This is a genomic window from Reichenbachiella sp. (genome assembly GCF_965233835.1).
Lineage (GTDB): Bacteria > Bacteroidota > Bacteroidia > Cytophagales > Cyclobacteriaceae > Reichenbachiella.
Genome location: NZ_OZ247585.1, coordinates 4,639,989 through 4,659,962, shown reverse-complemented (window position 1 = coordinate 4,659,962; position 19,974 = coordinate 4,639,989). Strand labels below are relative to the sequence as shown.

At 38.9% G+C, this 19,974-nt stretch carries 19 protein-coding genes; 10 read left to right on the top strand and 9 right to left on the bottom strand.

The window, feature by feature from the left end; translation table 11 throughout:
- Positions 1-268 precede the first annotated feature (268 nt).
- The 8 genes from gcvP (at position 269) to ACO6S2_RS19660 (ending at position 10,442) form a co-directional block, all read left to right on the top strand.
- Entirely contained in the window at positions 269-3,169 is a 2,901-nt protein-coding gene (gcvP, locus tag ACO6S2_RS19695) for an aminomethyl-transferring glycine dehydrogenase (RefSeq protein WP_422360275.1), read from the top strand.
- Positions 3,170-3,268: 99 nt separating this feature from the next.
- Positions 3,269-3,670: a hypothetical protein gene (locus tag ACO6S2_RS19690; RefSeq protein WP_422360274.1), complete on the top strand. Its 402-nt coding sequence runs from the start codon at positions 3,269-3,271 to the stop codon at positions 3,668-3,670.
- Between the two features lie 415 nt (positions 3,671-4,085).
- Entirely contained in the window at positions 4,086-4,712 is a 627-nt protein-coding gene (locus tag ACO6S2_RS19685) for a hypothetical protein (RefSeq protein ID WP_422360273.1), read from the top strand.
- A gap of 246 nt (positions 4,713-4,958) precedes the next feature.
- Positions 4,959-6,338, top strand: coding sequence for a sigma-54-dependent transcriptional regulator (locus ACO6S2_RS19680; protein WP_422360272.1), 1,380 nt, complete (start codon positions 4,959-4,961; stop codon positions 6,336-6,338).
- A complete protein-coding gene (locus tag ACO6S2_RS19675) occupies positions 6,328-7,707 on the top strand; it encodes a sensor histidine kinase (protein ID WP_422360271.1) in 1,380 nt (459 codons plus the stop codon). The genes ACO6S2_RS19680 and ACO6S2_RS19675 overlap by 11 nt, the downstream gene beginning before the upstream one ends.
- 69 nt (positions 7,708-7,776) lie before the next feature.
- Positions 7,777-8,817 carry a hypothetical protein gene (locus ACO6S2_RS19670; protein ID WP_422360270.1) on the top strand — a complete coding sequence of 347 codons (1,041 nt, stop codon included), beginning with the start codon at positions 7,777-7,779 and terminating at the stop codon, positions 8,815-8,817.
- A 4-nt stretch (positions 8,818-8,821) separates the two neighbouring features.
- Positions 8,822-9,616, top strand: a complete 795-nt coding sequence (locus ACO6S2_RS19665; protein ID WP_422360269.1) for a hypothetical protein — start codon at positions 8,822-8,824, stop codon at positions 9,614-9,616.
- 13 nt (positions 9,617-9,629) lie between these two features.
- Complete coding sequence (locus ACO6S2_RS19660; protein WP_422360268.1) at positions 9,630-10,442, top strand: hypothetical protein; 813 nt, start codon at positions 9,630-9,632, stop codon at positions 10,440-10,442.
- A gap of 54 nt (positions 10,443-10,496) precedes the next feature.
- On the opposite strand, the gene ACO6S2_RS19655 is transcribed toward ACO6S2_RS19660, so the two are convergent.
- From ACO6S2_RS19655 to ACO6S2_RS19615, 9 genes are all read right to left on the bottom strand, one after another.
- On the bottom strand, positions 10,497-11,426 hold the full coding sequence (locus ACO6S2_RS19655; protein ID WP_422360267.1) for a hypothetical protein: 930 nt from the start codon (positions 11,424-11,426) through the stop codon (positions 10,497-10,499).
- Entirely contained in the window at positions 11,423-12,133 is a 711-nt protein-coding gene (locus ACO6S2_RS19650; RefSeq protein WP_422360266.1) for an outer membrane beta-barrel protein, read from the bottom strand. Before ACO6S2_RS19650 ends, ACO6S2_RS19655 begins: the two co-directional genes overlap by 4 nt.
- A 17-nt stretch (positions 12,134-12,150) precedes the next feature.
- A complete protein-coding gene (locus tag ACO6S2_RS19645; protein ID WP_422360265.1) occupies positions 12,151-12,825 on the bottom strand; it encodes a hypothetical protein in 675 nt (224 codons plus the stop codon).
- Between the two features lie 70 nt (positions 12,826-12,895).
- Positions 12,896-14,245 (bottom strand): acetyl-CoA carboxylase biotin carboxylase subunit, encoded by a 1,350-nt coding sequence (gene accC / locus ACO6S2_RS19640; RefSeq protein WP_422360264.1) that lies wholly within the window; start codon positions 14,243-14,245, stop codon positions 12,896-12,898.
- Between the two features lie 28 nt (positions 14,246-14,273).
- The gene (gene accB, locus ACO6S2_RS19635) at positions 14,274-14,765 is read right to left on the bottom strand and encodes an acetyl-CoA carboxylase biotin carboxyl carrier protein (protein WP_422360263.1); all 492 of its coding nucleotides are present in this window, start codon (positions 14,763-14,765) and stop codon (positions 14,274-14,276) included.
- 167 nt (positions 14,766-14,932) lie between these two features.
- Positions 14,933-15,499, bottom strand: a complete 567-nt coding sequence (efp, locus tag ACO6S2_RS19630) for an elongation factor P (protein WP_420582847.1) — start codon at positions 15,497-15,499, stop codon at positions 14,933-14,935.
- A 22-nt stretch (positions 15,500-15,521) separates the two neighbouring features.
- Entirely contained in the window at positions 15,522-16,520 is a 999-nt protein-coding gene (locus ACO6S2_RS19625) for a beta-ketoacyl-ACP synthase III (RefSeq protein ID WP_422360262.1), read from the bottom strand.
- 195 nt (positions 16,521-16,715) lie between these two features.
- Positions 16,716-16,907: a 50S ribosomal protein L32 gene (gene rpmF / locus ACO6S2_RS19620; RefSeq protein WP_084371710.1), complete on the bottom strand. Its 192-nt coding sequence runs from the start codon at positions 16,905-16,907 to the stop codon at positions 16,716-16,718.
- A gap of 12 nt (positions 16,908-16,919) precedes the next feature.
- Entirely contained in the window at positions 16,920-17,465 is a 546-nt protein-coding gene (locus ACO6S2_RS19615; protein WP_422360261.1) for a YceD family protein, read from the bottom strand.
- A gap of 111 nt (positions 17,466-17,576) precedes the next feature.
- Here ACO6S2_RS19615 and ACO6S2_RS19610 point away from each other — a divergent pair, with 111 nt between their 5' ends.
- Both ACO6S2_RS19610 and ACO6S2_RS19605 read left to right on the top strand, forming a co-directional pair.
- Entirely contained in the window at positions 17,577-18,197 is a 621-nt protein-coding gene (locus ACO6S2_RS19610; RefSeq protein WP_422360260.1) for a Crp/Fnr family transcriptional regulator, read from the top strand.
- A gap of 68 nt (positions 18,198-18,265) precedes the next feature.
- Complete coding sequence (locus ACO6S2_RS19605) at positions 18,266-19,966, top strand: SulP family inorganic anion transporter (RefSeq protein WP_422360259.1); 1,701 nt, start codon at positions 18,266-18,268, stop codon at positions 19,964-19,966.
- Positions 19,967-19,974: the final 8 nt, after the last annotated feature.

The window sequence follows — 19,974 nt, the reverse complement described above, 5'->3', positions numbered from 1 at the left end:
ATTGCTACAGAAAGATGGATTAAATAGTCTTTCTTTCCATAGCTGGTTGAAAAGATCTTGTGGGGAATAGGTACATCGGTACCTAATCCCACAAGTATCGATTCCCCTCCCCAAAAAATCCAGCTTCAAATCACTCAAATTTCACAAGCCAATAAAGTATCATTTAATGAGAATTAGTTCGCATTTTTTTGACTAATTCAGATTAGATTTGCGCAAATTTTCGTAGGGAAAATATATTTGTTTGAAAAGCGTAAACCACGAATCCAAAATGATAGCAAACCTTAACGAGCGCACCCATTTTCAGCACCGTCATAATGGGCCATCCAATGAAGATATTTCACAGATGTTAGACACCATTGGTGTTGACTCTGTAGATGAATTAATCGACCAAACAGTTCCGGAGAATATTCGAAAAAGAGCTGATTTAAAAATTCCCGAGGCGCTTGATGAATTCAGTTATGTCAGATCGGTAAAGGAGATTGCATCTAAGAATAAAGTTTTCAAATCATTTATTGGGTTGGGGTATTACAACTGTGTCACTCCAGCAGTTATCCAAAGAAATATTCTTGAGAATCCAGGATGGTATACCGCCTATACACCGTATCAGGCTGAGATAGCACAAGGAAGGTTAGAAGCTTTGGTTAACTTTCAGACCATGGTTTCAGACCTCACAGGAATGGAGATAGCCAATGCCTCTCTGTTAGATGAAGCAACGGCAGCTGCAGAAGCGATGTCAATGCAGTTTTCATTGAGAAAAAAAGATAAGAAGTCTGCACAAAAGTACTTTGTGGATGAGAGAATTTTCCCACAAACTTTAGATGTACTTAAGACCAGAGCCTTGCCATTGGGCATAGAGTTGGTCATTGATAAATACGAAAACATTGATATTTCTGCTCCTGAATATTTTGGACTGATTGTGCAGTACCCGAATTCGGAAGGAAGCGTAGAAGACTATAGGGCACTTTTTTCAGTGGCTAAAGAAAATCAGGTATTCATCACAGCAGCGGCTGATCTTATGAGCTTGGTATTGCTTACCCCTCCCGGAGAAATGGGTGCTGATGTGGTCGTAGGCACAACACAAAGATTTGGTGTACCGATGGGATTCGGAGGACCTCATGCTGGCTTTTTTGCTACCAAAGAAGATTACAAGAGACAAATTCCTGGAAGGATTATTGGTGTTTCTCAGGACAGTCATGGTAACAAAGCTTATAGAATGGCTTTGCAAACCAGAGAACAACATATTAGAAGAGAAAAGGCCACTTCTAATATTTGCACCGCGCAAGTACTACTTGGTGTAATAGCTGGGGCATACGTGGTTTATCATGGGCCAAATGGTTTAAAAAGAATTGCTTCAAGAATACACGGTCTAGCTCAATTGGCTAGTCAGTATCTAGGAGAAATGGGATTCGAACAAGAAAATCAAGTCTTTTTTGATACTTTGAAAATCAAAGCTGACGACTCACTGAAGGCAAAAGTGAAAGCAGAAGCCGAGTCTCGTGGCATCAATTTCAATTATTACAATAATGGTTCAATTGGCGTCGCTTTTGATGAGACACACACGGTTGCCGAATTGGTAGAAGTGGTTTCCATTTTTGGAAAGTTTGGAACAAAAGTAATTGAGGAAGCCTCAGTGGTTGAAGCTGCGAATCATGTTGAAATTAAATTTAATGGTGACTTCGATCGAACTTCAAGTTTCATGGAGCATCCAGTCTACCAAAAATATCAATCTGAGCATGAAATGCTTAGATACTTAAAGAGATTGGAGAATAAAGATTTGTCTTTGGCTCACTCAATGATTTCTTTAGGTTCATGTACTATGAAGTTGAACGCGACTTCTGAAATGGTGCCAATCACTTGGCCAGAATTTGCGCAAATGCATCCATTTGCTCCTGTCGATCAGACGGAAGGCTATAGAGAACTAATAACGAATTTAACAGAGTGGCTGTCAGAGATTACAGGTTTCTACACTACTTCCTTGCAGCCAAACTCGGGTGCACAAGGAGAATATGCAGGCCTATTGGTTATCAAGGCCTATCAAGCAGATAAAGGAGAAGGACATAGAAATGTGACATTGATTCCATCTTCCGCACACGGAACTAATCCCGCAAGTGCGGTAATGGCCGGAAACAGCGTAGTGATAGTAAAGTGTGATGAGAGAGGAAATATCGATGTAGCTGATTTAAGAGCGAAAGCTGAGCAATATAAAGAGACCTTGTCTTCACTAATGATTACCTACCCATCTACACACGGTGTTTTTGAGGAAAGTGTAATTGAAATTTGTGACATCATTCATCAGAATGGTGGGCAAGTGTATATGGACGGTGCCAACATGAATGCGCAAGTAGGCTTGACTAGTCCAGGGCATATTGGCGCGGACGTTTGTCACTTGAACCTGCATAAAACTTTTGCCATTCCACATGGTGGAGGTGGGCCTGGCATCGGACCAATTGGAGTGGCTGAGCATTTGGCACCATACCTTCCCGGCAGTGCATTAGTTGATATCGACAACGGAAAAGCGATCTCATCAATTTCTGCAGCGCCTTTTGGTAGTGCTGGCGTGCTGCCGATATCTTATGGTTATGTAGCCATGATGGGACCTGATGGTTTGTTGAACGCTACGAAAATGGCAATTCTTAACGCAAACTATATCAAGACACGTTTGGAAGCTAAGTTCCCAATACTGTATACAGGATCAAATGGAAGATGTGCTCATGAAATGATTGTTGACTGTAGAGCATTTAAATCATTCGGTATAGAAGTGGAGGACATTGCTAAGCGACTCATGGATTATGGATTTCATGCACCGACTGTTTCATTTCCAGTGGCAGGAACATTGATGATTGAGCCAACAGAAAGTGAAACTAAGGAAGAGTTGGACAGGTTCTGTGATGCACTGTTGCAAATCCGAGAAGAGATAGAGGCAGTAGAGAATGGAATGATGGATGCCAACGATAATGTGCTGAAAAATGCACCACATACAGCAGATTCGGTATTGTCTGAGGAGTGGAGTCATGGCTACTCTAGAACTGAGGCAGCTTATCCTTTAGAGTATCTTAGAACGAATAAATTCTGGCCTTCTGTGGGTAGAGTTGACAATGCTTATGGAGACAGACATCTGTTTTGTAGCTGTATTCCGGTAGAGGAATTTGAAGAAGTGTTAGAGGCCTAAATAGACGCGGGCAACTGCTTCTAAAAATATATCATTATAAGATCAAGTTAAAGCCCAGCTTGGCAAGGTTTTGGCTTGATCTTTTTTTAAATTCAATCAATGAAAAAACCTCTACTTCTCTTAATCACTTTGGTCTTGATCTGTTGCTCCGTCCTAATTGGGCAGGAGTCAGTGGTGGCTAATGAAGAGAAGACTGCATTGAATTTTGCAAGGCCGGAGGAGAGTACACTTAATTACAATAGCAAACTGGCCGTCAAACCTCTCGATTATGAGCTATCCGCTGTAGACGACAATTCATTTAAGGTTAAATTCATTAATCAACCCTCAGACTACTTGGATATCAAAATTTATGATGTCATCGGCAATCTGATTTTAAAGGAAAGCGTAAAGCAAGCTAAAGATTCAGAATTGGAATATCAGTTCGATGAAATCAAATCGAAAATTTTTGTGATTAAAGTCAAATCTGGTAAAGAAAACCTGACGAAAAAGATTAACCTCTAAGGCATTCCTCCTTTAATAAGCGCGACATTGTAAAGTTATGCAGAGTTTGAATACCTACAATGAAATAGGTGTTAAATCAATGTTGAATATGATGACTTTCTAAATTCATTCTGATCAGTTAATATTGTTAGGTAAACTAATGCCAATGATAGACCTAACTGAAATTTGGAATTTCTTTTTAGAAAAGAAGCAAGAACTCGAGCAGTCTCAATGGGGTTTTGAAATAGCTATAGCAATAATTTTATATGTACTAAGTTCGATAGGAAACGGAGTCCTTCAGCTTATTCGAAAGCACGGTTTTTTCTCTGGATTCAGTTTCTTTACAAAGAAAATTTACTCTATATCCAAATGGCTTATTCTGAAAGTCCGATGGATGCTAATACGGACAGCTCAGTATCTTTTGAAGCCTGTGATAATGCCGATGATTGAAAACTCCATTCAAGAACATACTCAAGCTGAATCGAAAAAAGAACAACTCCTTACGAAAAAGGAAGGCCAGAATACTAAATCAGTAAGTACTCCTGCTTGGCAGGAGGATTCCAAATCAATTGCTCTATTGAGTAAAAAACACTCTTTTGAATTACATCAAGCAGTTTTTAATTTGGACTCTTATGACGTAAAAATTGATATCAGACAAATTCAAGGTGGAAACTGGAGATTGTATTTTAAATTTTCAACAGAAAAAATATTCCCAAGTGATATTTTGCTTTCATCACCATATCCTCTCTATACTATTTCTACAGCTTCCAGACATAAAGCAAAAATGTTGTCATTGAGCTATAAAAACCTAAAAATTGAAGAGAAATTTGATATTGACGAATTTTATGACAACGGAGCTTTTAATGTTAAAATAGGTTATAGTTTTAATGGAGAAGAAATTGTATTTGACATTTTTTATCCTGATGGGGAGCTAATGGAATCCCACTCTATAACGAGTTCAAAGTTTAATTATTTCAAAATGATTCTTATTGGAGTAGATGAGAATGTTAGGATGATATATAGTGTTGAGAAAATAGAGCGAACAATTGTTCTTCCATTTTAGTGACAATTCGTTTTGTCTAATTGTGACGTTTTGTTTTGCCGATCTTAAAACGAGATTATCACAGAAACTACATCCATTTCCCTTTATTTTTTGTTTATATTGTGTCCGATATTGATACAGTTTTTTGTTCAATATGGATCGCTTTTTTGTTAAAGCATAAATGAAAATGTCCTTTAATTGCTGCTGGCATATATTTCTATGTTTGGCACATATTCTGAATAGTACGAAATCAATAAACTAAATACCGTGGAAAAAGAACTAGGAAACATATTAATAATTGATGATGATGAGGACGTGTTGTTTGCGGCCAAAATGTTGTTAAAGAAGCACGCTAAAAATGTAATCATCGAAAAGAATCCAAAGAAGATTCCTTTCCTAATGAATAATGATACCTACGATGTGATTTTATTGGATATGAATTTCAGTAAGGATATCACTAGTGGTAAAGAGGGCTTTTATTGGTTGGAGCAAATATTGGAACGAGATCCAAAAGCAGTAGTCATTCTGATCACCGCGTTTGGTGATGTAGAGATGGCGGTTAGAGCGTTGAAGGAAGGAGCTACAGACTTCGTTTTAAAACCATGGCAAAACGAAAAATTACTAGCCACACTGAATACGGCAGTAAAGCTTAAAAAATCCTACAAGGAGGTAGATCAGTTAAAATCAGCCAAAAAACAACTGGAAGAGGAAATAAACCAGCCTTTCAAGGAAATCATTGGTGAAAGTCAAGCGATTAAGGATGTATTCAAGATTATTGAAAAGGTGGCTCAGACCGATGCCAATGTGTTGATTTTGGGAGAGAATGGAACTGGGAAGGAATTGATCTCACGAGCCATTCATATGCAGTCTTTAAGGAAGGACAATGTTTTTGTTGGTGTGGATATGGGGGCAATAACAGAAACCCTATTTGAAAGTGAGCTTTTCGGTCACAAAAAGGGAAGTTTTACAGATGCTAAGGAAGACCGTACTGGTCGATTTGAAGTGGCCAATAAGGGCACACTCTTTTTAGATGAGATTGGAAACTTGAGTATGCCTCTGCAGTCCAAACTACTTACTGTTATTCAAAACCGTCAGGTGACTAAAATTGGAGCAAACAAACCAGCTAATATTGACATTCGTTTGATCTGTGCTACGAACATGCCAGTGTATGACATGGTTGAAGATGGTTCTTTTAGACAAGATTTGTTGTATAGAATAAACACAGTCGAAATTCATCTGCCATCATTGAGAGAGAGACTTGAAGACATTCCTTTGTTAGCAGATCACTTTGTGAAAAGCTATAGTGCCAAATACAGAAAGAGCGGGAAGAAAATTGGAGCTGCTGCTTTGAAGAAATTACAAAAATATCATTGGCCAGGCAATATCAGAGAGTTGCAACATGCGATTGAACGAGCTGTAATTATGAGTGATGAATCCTCATTGACTCCTGATGATTTTTTCTTCTTGAATCATAAACCAGAAGGGCAATCTGATGGAGAGTCGGATACTTTCAACTTAGATGAAGTAGAGAAAAATGTAATCAAAAAGGCCATTGATCGCCACGATGGAAATATCTCAAAGGCCGCTAAAGAACTAGGGCTAACCAGAGCATCACTTTATCGCCGATTGGAAAAGCATGGCCTATAGCAATAACTTTAAGGTCAATCTCATTGTTCGGGTACTTCTTATCTTTTGTACTTGTATTCTGCTTGTTGACCTATTTTATACGGAATCTTACACACTCACTAAAGTGCTCGTTGGGTCTTTGTTGATATATGAGATTTACGTACTTATCAAGTATTTAGATAAGACCAATCAGGAATTGGCTGGTTTTTTAAATTCGATTAAATACGATGACTTCACACATACTTATTCAACAAAGAAGACAGGAACTTCAATGGATGATTTGTATGTCCAGTTTAACAATGTCATCAAAAAATTCCGTGAGATTAGAGCCGAAAAGGAAGCACAGCATAACTACCTGAGAACTATCGTTCAACATGTAGGTATTGGTATTATCACATTCGACAAGTCTGGCGAGGTGCAGATAATAAACTCAACAGCGAAATCGTTATTGGGAGTTGACCTCCTGAAAAATGTACAGCAACTGAGCAGTGTAAGTGAGGAATTAGTCAATAGTCTATTGGAACTAAAGACTGGTGGGCGAGACCTGATGAAAATCGAGAAGAAAGGTGAGGAAGTACAGTTAGCGATATATGCTATCGAACTGATGCGTCGTGATGAAGAATTCAAATTAATTTCTATCCAAAACATCAAAAGCGAATTGGAAGAGAAGGAGATGGATGCCTGGCAAAACTTAATTAGAGTTTTGACGCATGAAATCATGAATTCGGTGACGCCCATTTCTTCATTGGCGGCAACAGTGGAAACAGAATTGGAGTCTCAGATATACGCTGATGACTTCAAAGTTGAGGATATTTCTAAAGATGATCTTTCAGACTTTCACATGGCGCTTCAGACCATTCATAAGCGAAGTGAAGGACTTATCAAGTTTGTGAGTGACTTCAGAAATCTGACTAGGATTCCAATCCCACAATTGGAAGACATACTGATCTGCGACCTGATCAATCCAATATTGAATTTACTTCGGTTTGATATCGAACAAAACAATATTAAAATAAACCTAAGTGTGGAGCCAGAACAATTGATGGTTCGAGTGGATAAAGAACAGGTAGAACAAGTATTAATCAACTTGATCAAAAACGCCATCCAGGCCATGGGGGAGAATGATGAGCTACAAAAACCTAAGGAAATTTCCGTATGTGCCGCTGTCGAGAGTGATGATCGTATCACGGTAAAAATTAAAGACAATGGAACAGGTATAGACGAAGAGGCCCTAAAGAAGGTCTTTATTCCATTCTTTACTACAAAAAAATCTGGTTCTGGTATTGGTCTTAGCTTGTCCAAGCAGATTATGAGAAAGCACAACGGCAATATCTCCGTTCAGTCTGTTGTCAATGAAGGAACTGAGTTTACACTTAGCTTTCCTAGATAGAATAATTTTCAATCTTATACGTCTGGTAAGTAACTACCCTATTTATATTAGTGGTTAGATTACCTCGTCATGGCGATTATTAGTAAGAAAAAGATTCCGTTCACGATCAGTCAAAAACTGAGAACCTACTTGCATAAGTACAAGCGGACAATCGCTGTACCCATCGAGTATGAATCACTGCTTCGCTATGATAATTCTATTCCCTTATATGATAATCAGGGGGTAGATACTTTGTGGGAGACCGTCTTCTATCCACAATCCGATATGGCGATGATTCATCATGATTTGAAACAAATCTATTCTGAAATCAAAGCAGATGGTGATGTGAGCGTGATGGATCACTTGATGGTGGAACGAGTGGATATTTGTCAATACGGAAACACGAAACCTTTCCGCGTAAGAATAGTCAACCGTATCAATGATAATTTTGACTACTTCTATATCAAAAATGCTGATGCCTCACGAATTTATGGACTGGAATTAGAGCATTTATTGTCACCTAATCGGATCAATTATGTAGTGCATAAAAACACATTGATTGAAGAACATATTGCAGGTATTCCTGGAGATCAGTTCATTAAGGAATATCTCAAGGACAAAAATTTGAATGAGATACGCTTAGCTAAAGAGTTTGTCAAGTTCAATGAACGCTGTTTTGTTCGCCTGCTTGGTGATATGCACTCGAGCAATTTTGTCGTAAATATTATTCCTGATTTTGAGCAGATATCTTACCGATTGAAGGCCATTGATTTTGATCAACAGTCGTATGAAGGCAGGAAAAACATTTATTTGCCGCAGTATTTCAAGCAGAACAATGCGTTGATCAATATGGGACTCAAGCATATGACTCCAGAAACTGTCCGTCAATATCAAAAAGAGGAGAGATCGCTGATAGCAAATCGATTGCGTGTGGCGAAGTATCGAGTGGTCGATTTGATGAGAGCGATGATCGATGATACCATATCGTTTCCTAAAAATGTGGCTACTTTGAAGAAGGACCTGTCCGAATTTTACCACGAACCTAAATTTATGGCTTGTCGTAATATGGGCGAGATCGTGAAACTTAGCCTATGGATGGTCTTTAAGAAAACTGAAATGTATAATTTTTAACTGTATGAAAAACCTATTTGTTGTAATTGCTATGGCCTTGTTGGCTGCCTGTAGTACAAAAAAAAGTGAGTCCGAAAATAATATGCAGATAGCGGAAGATGTTAATCATCCTGCGGAGGGATTCAACTACGAAGCGTCGGATCCGGAGGCCATTATCATAGCGGATAAAGTAATGACTGCTATGGGAGGCCGAAAGGCCTGGGATGAAACAAGATATATTGGCTGGACTTTTTTTGGTAAGCGTCAATTACTTTGGGATAAATATACCGGAGATGTGAGAATAGACTATTTGGATCGTGATGAGAAGCTCCTGGTTAATATCAATAGTCTGAACGGACGAGCGGCTGTAAATGGAGAGGAAATAAGTGAGCCTGATACTTTGGCAGGCTATTTGAAGAAAGCAAAAAGTATTTGGATCAATGACTCGTATTGGTTGGTGATGCCATATAAGTTGAAGGACTCTGGTGTATCGTTGTATTATTTAGGAAATGATACCACGGAAATAGGAAAAGAGTCCTTCGTGCTTCAGTTGGCTTTTGAAAATGTGGGTGATACTCCAAACAATATTTATAATGTTTGGGTGGATGAGGAAAGTAATTTGATTACGCAATGGGCTTTTTTTAAGGCCTCTGAGCAGCCGCATCCTTCTTTCATTACACCCTGGGAGGATTATCAAAAGTATGGAAACATCATGCTGTCTGGTGGAAGAGGAAAAGGGCAGCTGACAGATATAAAAGTATTGAATGAGGTGCCAAAAGAGGCATTTACTTCGTTTGAACCAGTGAACTATAAAGACTAAAAATTTATAAAGAATGATCGCATTAAAAAAACTATTCGTATTTGGACTGACCGTATGTTTGAGTCTGTCTGTGATGGCAGAGGATGGCATTTTTATTTTATCCAAAACAAAAACGCTTGAAAGCGGTGGGGTAGCCACCTCAGAAATTTATTTGACAGCTAATAAAATGTTGGTAAAAAATTCAGGCTCTGATAACAGTTCAATAATCTTCGATGGAAAAACAGAAATATTCACGTTCATCGACAATAAGAAAAAAGAGTATTATCAATTTGACAAGCCGACTTTACTTCAGCTGAAGGAGCAAATAAAAATGATGGCTAAGATGATGCAGCAGTTTGCAGCTAACATGCCTGCCGAACAAAAAGCAAAGTTCGATCAAATTCTAAACCCGAAAACAGGGGATATGATGACCTATAAGATGAACGGAAAAAATGATAAAATAGGATCATGGAAGACTGTTGGTTATGATGGGTTGAATGAAGGAAATAAGGCGTTACAGATGAATATTGCGTCATACAGTACCTTGGGCGTATCAGCGAATCAATTTGATGTTATGAAGCAGATGATGAATTATTTCAAGGAGAATTTGCAAGAGGTGGTGGCCCTATTGCCAACTGGTGGTTCTTTTTCACAATTGAATTTCGACGAAAGTAGTCCAATTCTAAAAGAAGGAATTCCCGTTAAAACTATTGCCTATAAAGATGGTCAGGCGGCCAACGAAAATATTGTTGAGTCCTTAGCAAAAAAAGATATCTCAGCTGATCAATTTAAGATTCCTGCAGGATACAAACAGCAGCAAATTAACATGCAGAGCATGGGTAGATAAAATTGATTGAAAGTATGAAATGATAAAGGCAGTCTATCAGGCTGCCTTTTTTGTTTAAAAATAAAATCTGGATGAAAAGCTTACCCCGCGGAGTTGAACACGATTGTTGGTGTTTTCAATCGGGGTGCGGCCATTGTAGCTCTCTATTGAAAGTGCAAAACTCTCCGATCCTGTGTAGGTCAATTTCATTAGGAATGATGAAGTAAGATTCCCCTGTGTGGAAAATACATTGGTGAGCGTGTTCGCATATCCTCCAGTGGTAAAAGTAATGGGCAGGTTCAGCCATTTCTGAAAATTCAGTGAAACGTTAGACCCTATGTAGTATTGCAATTCAGGAGGAGTTCTCTCCAATGTTTCTCCATAAACCAATTGTCCATCAACATGAAAGGCAATACTAGGCCCTATAGCATATATGCCTGTTAGTCCACCACCGCCGTTGAGAGCAGGTACATCCCTGGTTAGACTGGCATATTTTTTTCCAGCAAATAGGTCTTCTACAAATCCACTTACATCCACAATACTGGACTCTGTATTCGTAAGTTTGACATAGCCAGAGAGAACAAACTTTTCTTTTTCTAAAATAGAGAACGAAACCCCAGGTTCAATAGTGATCATGGTATTGACACCGCTTACATATATGCTTTCTGCACTGTTTCCTAATCTTGCCGAATAATCTGCATTGAAGAAAAATGAAATCCATTTTTTCACTCTTTGCTTATAACCAAATCTGAGGTTGACAAAAAGTAACTCGCCGTTAAGGTTGAACACGGTGCTGTCTCCAACGGGTACTCCTTCTGTGGTAAACACTCCAGTTTCACCCAATCCTAACTCAAGAAAGAAAGAAGTATTGGTGTATGGGGATTTCATCGTCCCAAGCCCCGTAAATGGGTGCCCATTTAATGTTGGAATCTTTGTTTCAGATTGGCCTGAAACCAGATGAAACTGAAAAACGAATAGCGTGAGAACAAATGCTAGTTTTTTCATTTTCTCTTCTTATTTTGACTAATAAAGTACCAGGTAAGTCTGGTTTCGGCTGTCGTAGACTTTACTCTTGGAACAACCCCTTCCAGTACTTTTTGTCCATGCGACATGTTGAGTAGCCCTTGAGTATACATCAGGTCAAAGGCCCATCGGGTATTTTTAATCTTAAATCGATAGCCAAACCCAAAAATTGCTGAGAGATTAATATCTCGAACATAGTGTTTGACATCTTCTTTTTCCCCAGTATTCAGATCCTTTAAGGAAGCTTTAAAATTCCATGCAGGCTCAAGTCCTGCCATAAACTGCCAGTGTTCATTGTCTGAAATGATTTTTAGTAAAACAGGTAAGGCTAAATAATTGAGGTTCATGGTAGACAGGTCTACGGTCTTCGGAACTGTAGGTACTTCAATGCCTGCATCAATTTGCTCATCGTACGCTTCATTAGCTTCGTAGATCGTTCCTGATATATTTTTATAACCTGGAATGAAAGTGATGTACACGTCAGGTTTTATGGGCAAGTCGAACACCAAGCCGGCGGATGCTGAGCTATGGACTCTAAAACCTACCTCAAAGAGTCTAGTTACCCGATCCCCTTCAAATTTATTGGTTACAGATCCTACATAAAGTCCAAGTGCTTTTTGAGCACTTGTCATCCCAACTAGAGTGATAAAGAGTAAAAAGGAAAGAAAAATTTTGTGTAGCCACTTCATTGACTCAAATATAAGAATCAGAATGAAATTGGAGCGTGTAATTCGAATTGAAGAACAAGAATATTATCATTTCCATTCTTATTTCCCCATACTCCTAAATTATCCAGATAATCCGTTATGGGGTTCATAAATCCAAATTGTACACCTATGGCAAAGTCATTGGGTAAATAATATTTAGCGCCAAGCTGGGTGGGAAGTTGGATGATCAAATTACGGTAGCTTTCTCCCAAGGATCTGGTGTCCGGCATATCAACAAGATTATTGTTGGATTCATCCTTAGGATTAAACCTAAATAGGCCAATACCTTGTGATAAATACACCTTGTATTTTTTCTTGTCGAGAAAGTTGTAATGGGCTTCGTAGTTTAACCCAATAAAAGAGCTTTTGAAGAAAGTATTAGGGGTAGCAGGCACACCGGTGTTGTCTGTGGTGCTATAATCTAACTCCTGGCCAGTTACAGAGCCAATTGATAGCCTAAAGTTTCCATTTAATTTTTTGTCCTTATTGAGCTTAAATCCAATGTTTACCAAAAGCGAACTACCTGAATAAGCCTTGCCCAAGTCTCCGCCGTAGGAGGCTGGGCCAATACCAAAGTGAATTTCCCTTCTCTTTTGAGTGAGCGAATCCTGGGACCAACCGTCTAAAGTGAGTAGGAGCAGCAAAGCCAGAAAGAAAATGAATCTTATCTTCATATTAAAAAAATAACCACGCCATGGAAATAGCGTGGTTACTAAAGTAAATATTGTATTTCGAATTAAATAATTACAAATCAGTCAAGTCGAAAGTATCCATAAAAGCAGTGGTGAATTGACCGGATTTATAGATTTCGTCATCCATCAATTTGAGGTGAAACGGAATAGTAGTTTTAATTCCTTCAATCACAAATTCACTCAATGCTCTCTTCATCCTCACTATAGCCTCTTCTCTTGTTTGTGCTGAAACAATCAGCTTCGCAATCATAGAGTCATAGTTTGGTGGAATGGTGTAGCCAGCATATACGTGGCTATCTACTCTTACACCATGGCCACCTGGCATGTGTAAGTGTGTAATTTTCCCAGGCGAAGGACGGAAATCTTTTTCTGGATCCTCAGCGTTGATTCTACATTCGATAGCGTGTAGTTGAGGGAAGTAGTTTTTGCCAGAAATCTTCACGCCCGCTGCCACTTTGATTTGTTCTTTAATCAAGTCAAAGTCTGTTACTTCTTCGGTAATTGGGTGCTCCACCTGAATACGCGTATTCATTTCCATGAAGAAGAAGTCTCCATGCTTGTCTAGCAAAAATTCTACCGTACCCGCACCTTCGTATTTGATGGCCTCTGCACCTAATATAGCTGCCTGACCCATCTTCTCACGAAGTTCCTGTGTCATTTTATTAGCAGGACAAGGCGTTTCTTCTGTCAACTTCTGATGCCTTCTCTGGATTGAGCAATCTCTTTCCGAAAGGTGACAAGCTTTTCCGTTGCTGTCTCCAACAATCTGAATTTCTACGTGACGAGGCTCCTCTACAAATTTCTCGAGGTACATGCCGTCGTTACCAAAGGCAGCTTTAGATTCTTGACGAGCATCGTCCCAGGCTTTTTGAAAACCGCTTTCATCCTTCACAATTCTCATACCACGGCCACCGCCTCCAGCTGTTGCCTTCAGTATGACTGGATACTTAATTTTCTTAGCGATTTTCTTACCTTCCGCTACAGAGCTTAGCAAACCATCAGATCCTGGAATTGTAGGAACGCCGGCTTTTTTCATGGTGTCTTTGGCCGTAGCCTTGTCTCCCATTTTGCTGATCATTTCAGCACTAGCTCCGATAAATTTGATGTTGTACTCTTCGCAAAGCTGAGAGAATTCAGCGTTTTCCGAAAGAAAACCAAATCCTGGGTGAATTGCGTCTGCATTAGTAATTTCAGCAGCTGAAATGATGGTTTTCATGTTCAAGTAAGAATCCTTACTTGGTGCCGGTCCTATACATACCGCTTCATCAGCAAATTTTACATGCAAGCTTTCCTTGTCTGCTGTCGAGTATATAGCTACAGTGCTGATACCCATTTCACGACAAGTACGAATAATTCTTAAGGCAATCTCGCCTCTATTGGCAATTAGTATTTTCTTAAACACGTGTCAGTCTTTAATTTCAAAAAATCAATTATGACGGGTCAACCAAGAATAATGGCTGATCGTATTCTACTGGCTGAGAGTCGTCTACCAATACTTTAACAATTGTACCAGATACTTCAGATTCAATCTCATTGAACAATTTCATAGCTTCTACTATACATACCGTTGAACCAGCAGATACTTTATCCCCAACATTTGCGAAGTTTGGAGACTCTGGATTGGCTGCTCTGTAGAATGTACCAATCATTGGTGATTTGATTTCTACATAGTTGCCGGCAGGAGCACTGTCTTCAGCAGGAGCAGCAGGTGCTGCTGCGGCCGGAGCCGGAGCTGCTGGGGCAGGAGCGGCAGCCACAGGTGCTGCAACAGGCGCAGGCGCAGCTGCAACAGCTCTTTCTATTACTTGAGTTTCGTTACTTCTCTTGATATTAACCTTAAACTCTTCAGTTTCTATTTTTACTTCTTCGAGCCCTGAATTTGACAAGAAGTCTATCAAATCTTTGATTTCTTTTACCTTCATCTGCTAAGTGTTTATTCGTTTTATTCTAGTTTGAATGATCAAACCAAATCAATTAGTTAGTGATGTTTAAAAAGAGCATAATAGCCCTCAATTGTTTTATTTAGTTAAAATTAATGAGATTCACCTGATATAAAAATGGGATGACGCTCATAAAAAAAGAGTAAGAATTACTTCTTTACTCTTTCTACATAATTTCCTGTTTTGCTTTCTACCTTCACTACATCTCCTTGGTCAATAAAAAGGGGAACCTGAATACTCGCACCAGTCTCTGTGGTTGCAGGTTTTGATGCGTTTGTAGCAGTGTCTCCTTTCAGCCCGGGTTCAGTATAAGTGATTTCCATGATCACGTGGTTAGGTAATTCACAGCCTAAGATCATTTCTTCTTCCGCATGAAAAATAACGTCTACATTTTCTCCATCTTTAAGAAACTGAGGGGCGTCAATCAATTCTTCTTCGATATTGATTTGCTCGTAGGTGTCATTATCCATGAAGTTATACCCCAAGTCATCTTTATAAAGAAACTGGTAGTTTCTTCTTTCAATACGTGCAGTATTTACTTTATGACCAGAAGTGAAAGTGTTGTCTACTACCTTTCCGGTTTTGACATTTTTCAACTTTGTTCGAACAAAGGCTGGTCCCTTGCCTGGTTTTACATGCTGAAATTCGATGATGAAATACAACCCATTGTTGTATTCGATGCACATCCCATTTTTAAAGTCAGCGGTTGAAGCCATTTTATTACTTTTTAATGTTGTCTTATTTAGAATCGTACGCCCATTTCAAATAGATGGATCCCCAGGTGAATCCGCCACCAAAAGCAGCAAGAATTACATTGTCACCTTTTTTCAATTGCTTCTCATAGTCCCAAAGACATAGAGGCAGGGTGCCACTAGTTGTATTGCCATATTTTTCAATATTGAGCATGACCTTGTCTTCGTTTACGTCCATGCGACGAGCCGTAGCATCTATAATTCGCTTATTGGCTTGATGAGGAACTAACCAGGAAATATCGTCTCCGGTGAGATTGTTTTTTTCCATAATCTCTGCAGCTACATCCGCCATATTTGTCACCGCAAATTTGAATACTGCAGATCCTTCTTGCATGGCATAATGTTTATCTGCCTGAACAGATTCTACTGTAGCTGGCATTCTGCTACCCCCTCCGGGCATTTGCAAGTATTGTGCACCAGAGCCATCAGCTCTTAAGATAGAGTCCATGACACCTACCTCTTCGGTAGTTGGTTCGAGCAAAACGGCACCACCACCATCACCAAAAATGATACATGTGGTTCTGTCTTTATAGTTGATGATCGACGACATCTTATCTGCCCCAACAACTAGTACTTTTTTGTATTTACCAGTTTCGATAAACTGTGAGCCAGTAGTCAGTGCATATAGAAAACCAGAACATGCTGCTCCGATATCATAACTGAAAGAGTTGATAGCACCAATTTCGTCGGCTATAATGTTGGCTGTAGCAGGAAAAGGCATATCTGGTGTAACCGTAGCGCAAATGATTAAATCTACGTCTTTCGGGTCCGTGCCAGTTTTTTCTAGTAGTGCTTTAGATGACTCGATTCCAATTACAGAGGTTCCTTTGCCTTCTCCTTTTAGGATTCTTCTTTCTTTGATACCTGTTCGAGAGGTGATCCAATCATCGCTTGTATCTACAAAGGTCTCTAGTTCTTGGTTAGTCAGCACATAGTCTGGAACATAACCGTGAACACCTGTAATTGCTGCTCTTATTTTAGTCATTTGAAATTTTTATTCTTTTGAACTGGTCAAGCCATTTGGCAATGAGCCAAAAAGCGTTGGCAATTTAATGAATTAATTGGCTTTTGGTAGTCTGATTGGACTATCAAAATAGTATGCGCGCATACATCATATAAAACACAGAAAGTCTGCTTGAAAAGCAGACTCCATATTTTTTATAAAAGTTCAAAAGAAATATTAAGCTAATACTTCTTTTTCGATCACTACTTTGCCTTTGTAGTACAATTTGCCTTCGTGCCAGTAGGCTCTGTGAGGCAAGTGAGCTTCACCAGTTGTAGCGCAAACTACATAGTTTTTAGCTTCTGCTTTGTAGTGCGTTCTTCTCTTGTCTCTTCTCTGCTTCGAGGTTTTACGCTTTGGATGTGCCATCTTTCTTTTATTTTATTTCTTTAAATCCTTAACATTTTTGAGTGCTGCCCATCTTGGGTCAATCACTTCATTGTCTTCTTTATCGTCAGCTTCTTCATCTTCTGATGTATATACTAACGCTAATTCATGCTCTTCATCGTCTTCATCATCTTGAAAATCAGGGTGAATTTTTTTCATCGGAACAGCTAGCGTTAAGTACTCGTAGATGTTTAATTCTACATTGAGACTTTCTTGTGTATCTGGAATCACCAAAAGTTCATCCTCGCTGTCGTCGTATTCCTCACCGTATTTCACGATCAAGTTTTCTTCGATATTGATGGGGTAATCAAATGATTCCAGACTTCTGTCACAAATCAATTCAATCACTCCTTCAATTTTAAAATCCATTGAAATCAGTCTTTCTTTTTTATCCAGTATCACGGTACATTTTCCGTGGCCAGATTCAATTACACTGTCTTCAATATTTTCAAAGAGCTTCTTGTCAAACTCAAAATCAAACTCATGAAGCCCTATTTTGAGCCCGAAAATGTCGATTTTATATTGTCTGTCTGCTTTCATTTTTCCTTATATAGGAAATGAGTGCGCAAATTTAGATATATATTGTTAATAATTAAAATCTTATCCAGAAATTTGAAACGAATTCATTAACTCTAAGAGATACGAAATACAATGCACAAAACCCTTGATCATTTTGCTGAAAAATTTGAGTCAGAGTTAGTTGAAGAAATCAACCATTTGGGACAAGTAAGGAGGTATAAAGCGGGCAAAGTGTTAATAGATTTTGGTAGCAATGTTACAGATATTCCACTCGTCTTGTCTGGAGCTATAAAAGTTGTAAGAGAGGATCGACAGGGGAGAGAGCTCTTTTTATACTTTCTGGGAGGAGGAGACACTTGTGCTATGAGTTTGACTTGTTGCATGAACCAAAAGAAAAGTGAAATCAAAGCTATAGTAGAAGAGGATGCAGAAGTAATTATGATTCCATTACATTATATGGATGGCTGGATGAAATATACCTCATGGAGGCAATTTGTGTTCGGTTCTTATAATGAGCGTTTTGAGGAAATGTTAAATGCGGTGGATTCGTTGGCGTTTATGAAGTTAGATGAACGATTGATGAATTATTTGCTGGATTGCAAGCAGAGCGCAGGTGATTTTACTATTCGAAAAACACATCAACAGATTGCCACAGATTTAAACACATCTCGTGTGGTGATATCCAGATTACTTAAAAAATTGGAACAAGAAGGTCAGATAGAATTACATCGTAATATGATCGAGATTCTATGAGTGTAACAATGGTTACTTTTGGTAAATCTTCGAACCATTACATTTGCCCTTGTTAACCGAACTCGTAAATGAAAAATCTTTTTCCTATCGTTGAGTCGCTCAAACTCTATTCCATTGAATGGTTCAAAAATGACCTTTTTGCTGGATTGGTGGTAGGGGTTATGCTTATCCCACAGGGGATGGCTTATGCCATGATTGCTGGTTTGCCTCCTATCTATGGTTTGTATACGGCAATAATACCCACTATTGTGTATGCACTTATTGGTTCGTCCAGACATGTATCAGTGGGTCCGGTGGCCATGGATTCTTTGATCTTGGTAGCGGGTGCAAGTGCCTTTGCTGTCGAGGGCTCAGGTGAATACATTCTGATTGTTGTTTCTTTGACTCTTTTGATTGGTGCAATCCAATTGGGCATGGGCATTCTGAAGCTCGGATTTATAGCCAATTTTCTTTCTAAACCAGTAATCCTTGGGTTTACGTTTGCAGCGGCTGTCATTATATCTATCAAGCAGTTTAAATATCTTCTTGGTATGCCACTGAATGGTGTTTCTGGCCTGCTAGATGAATTTTTGTTTTACCTCTCGCATATTGATCAAGTTCATTTTCCAACACTTTGGATTTCATTGGGGAGTCTTTTTATCTTGATCATTGGAAAAAAATTAACATCAAAGATTCCATTAAGTCTGTTAGTAGTTCTTTTAGGAATGGGGATTTCTTATTTCCTAAAACTGGACAATTTAGGCGTCAGTTTAGTGGGGTACCTGCCCAGTGGGCTACCTGAATTTTCTCTGCCAAAGCTTAGCGGTTTACCGTGGAGGGAATTTTTACCACTAGCCATTACTTTGGCATTAATGGGTTTCGTGGAGATTTATTCAATCGGTCAACGACTTCAGTCTAAACACAAGACTGAATATGATATAAATCCGAATCAAGAGCTCGTTAGTTTAGGAATCGCAAATGTAATAGGATCGCTATTTAGGACCTTTCCGGCTACGGCAAGTTTTAGTCGGTCAGCGGTTAATGAATCATCAGGTGCGAAAACCACTTTGGCTTCTGTGATAGCTGCCTTAATTGTTATACTGGCTTTACTTTTCCTGATGCCCGTATTTCAATTTTTGCCTCATGCTGTACTTGGTGCAATTATTTTTGTAGCAGTACTGGGTTTGATAGATTTTAAACTGGCAAAAAACCTTTGGAAAACTGATCGCTATGATTTTGTGATGTTATTGTCCTCTTTCTTAGGAACCCTTGTCTTGGGTATTGAATGGGGTATTGGTTTTGGTATTTTAATTTCCTTGATGGTCTTGATTTACAAAACATCAGCTCCACATATGGCAGTTTTGGGTCGAGTGGCTGGCACTAATTTCTTTAGGAACCTAGATCGTTTTGAGGTAGCCATTGATGACCCAGAGGTCAGTATCTTGAGGTTTGACGCAAGATTGTTTTTTGCCAATGTGAGTTCGTTGAAATCAAAAGTGGAGACCCTCATAAAGGAGAAGCCCACTATGAAAAAATTTATACTCGATGCACAGAGTATGATCGACATCGACTCCAGCGGCATCGATGGAATTGAAGATATTGTAAACCACCTCAATGAATGTGGAATTGAATTTCATATGGTAAGCATTATTGGTCCCGTCAGAGATAAACTCTACAGGACAGGATTGATTGACCAAATTGGTAAAGAGAGTATCCATGATTGTATTGAAGACGCTATATCAGATCAGTCTGATAGACAGAAATTGGTTTTTCAAACGAATGTCAAGTAGCTCAACTC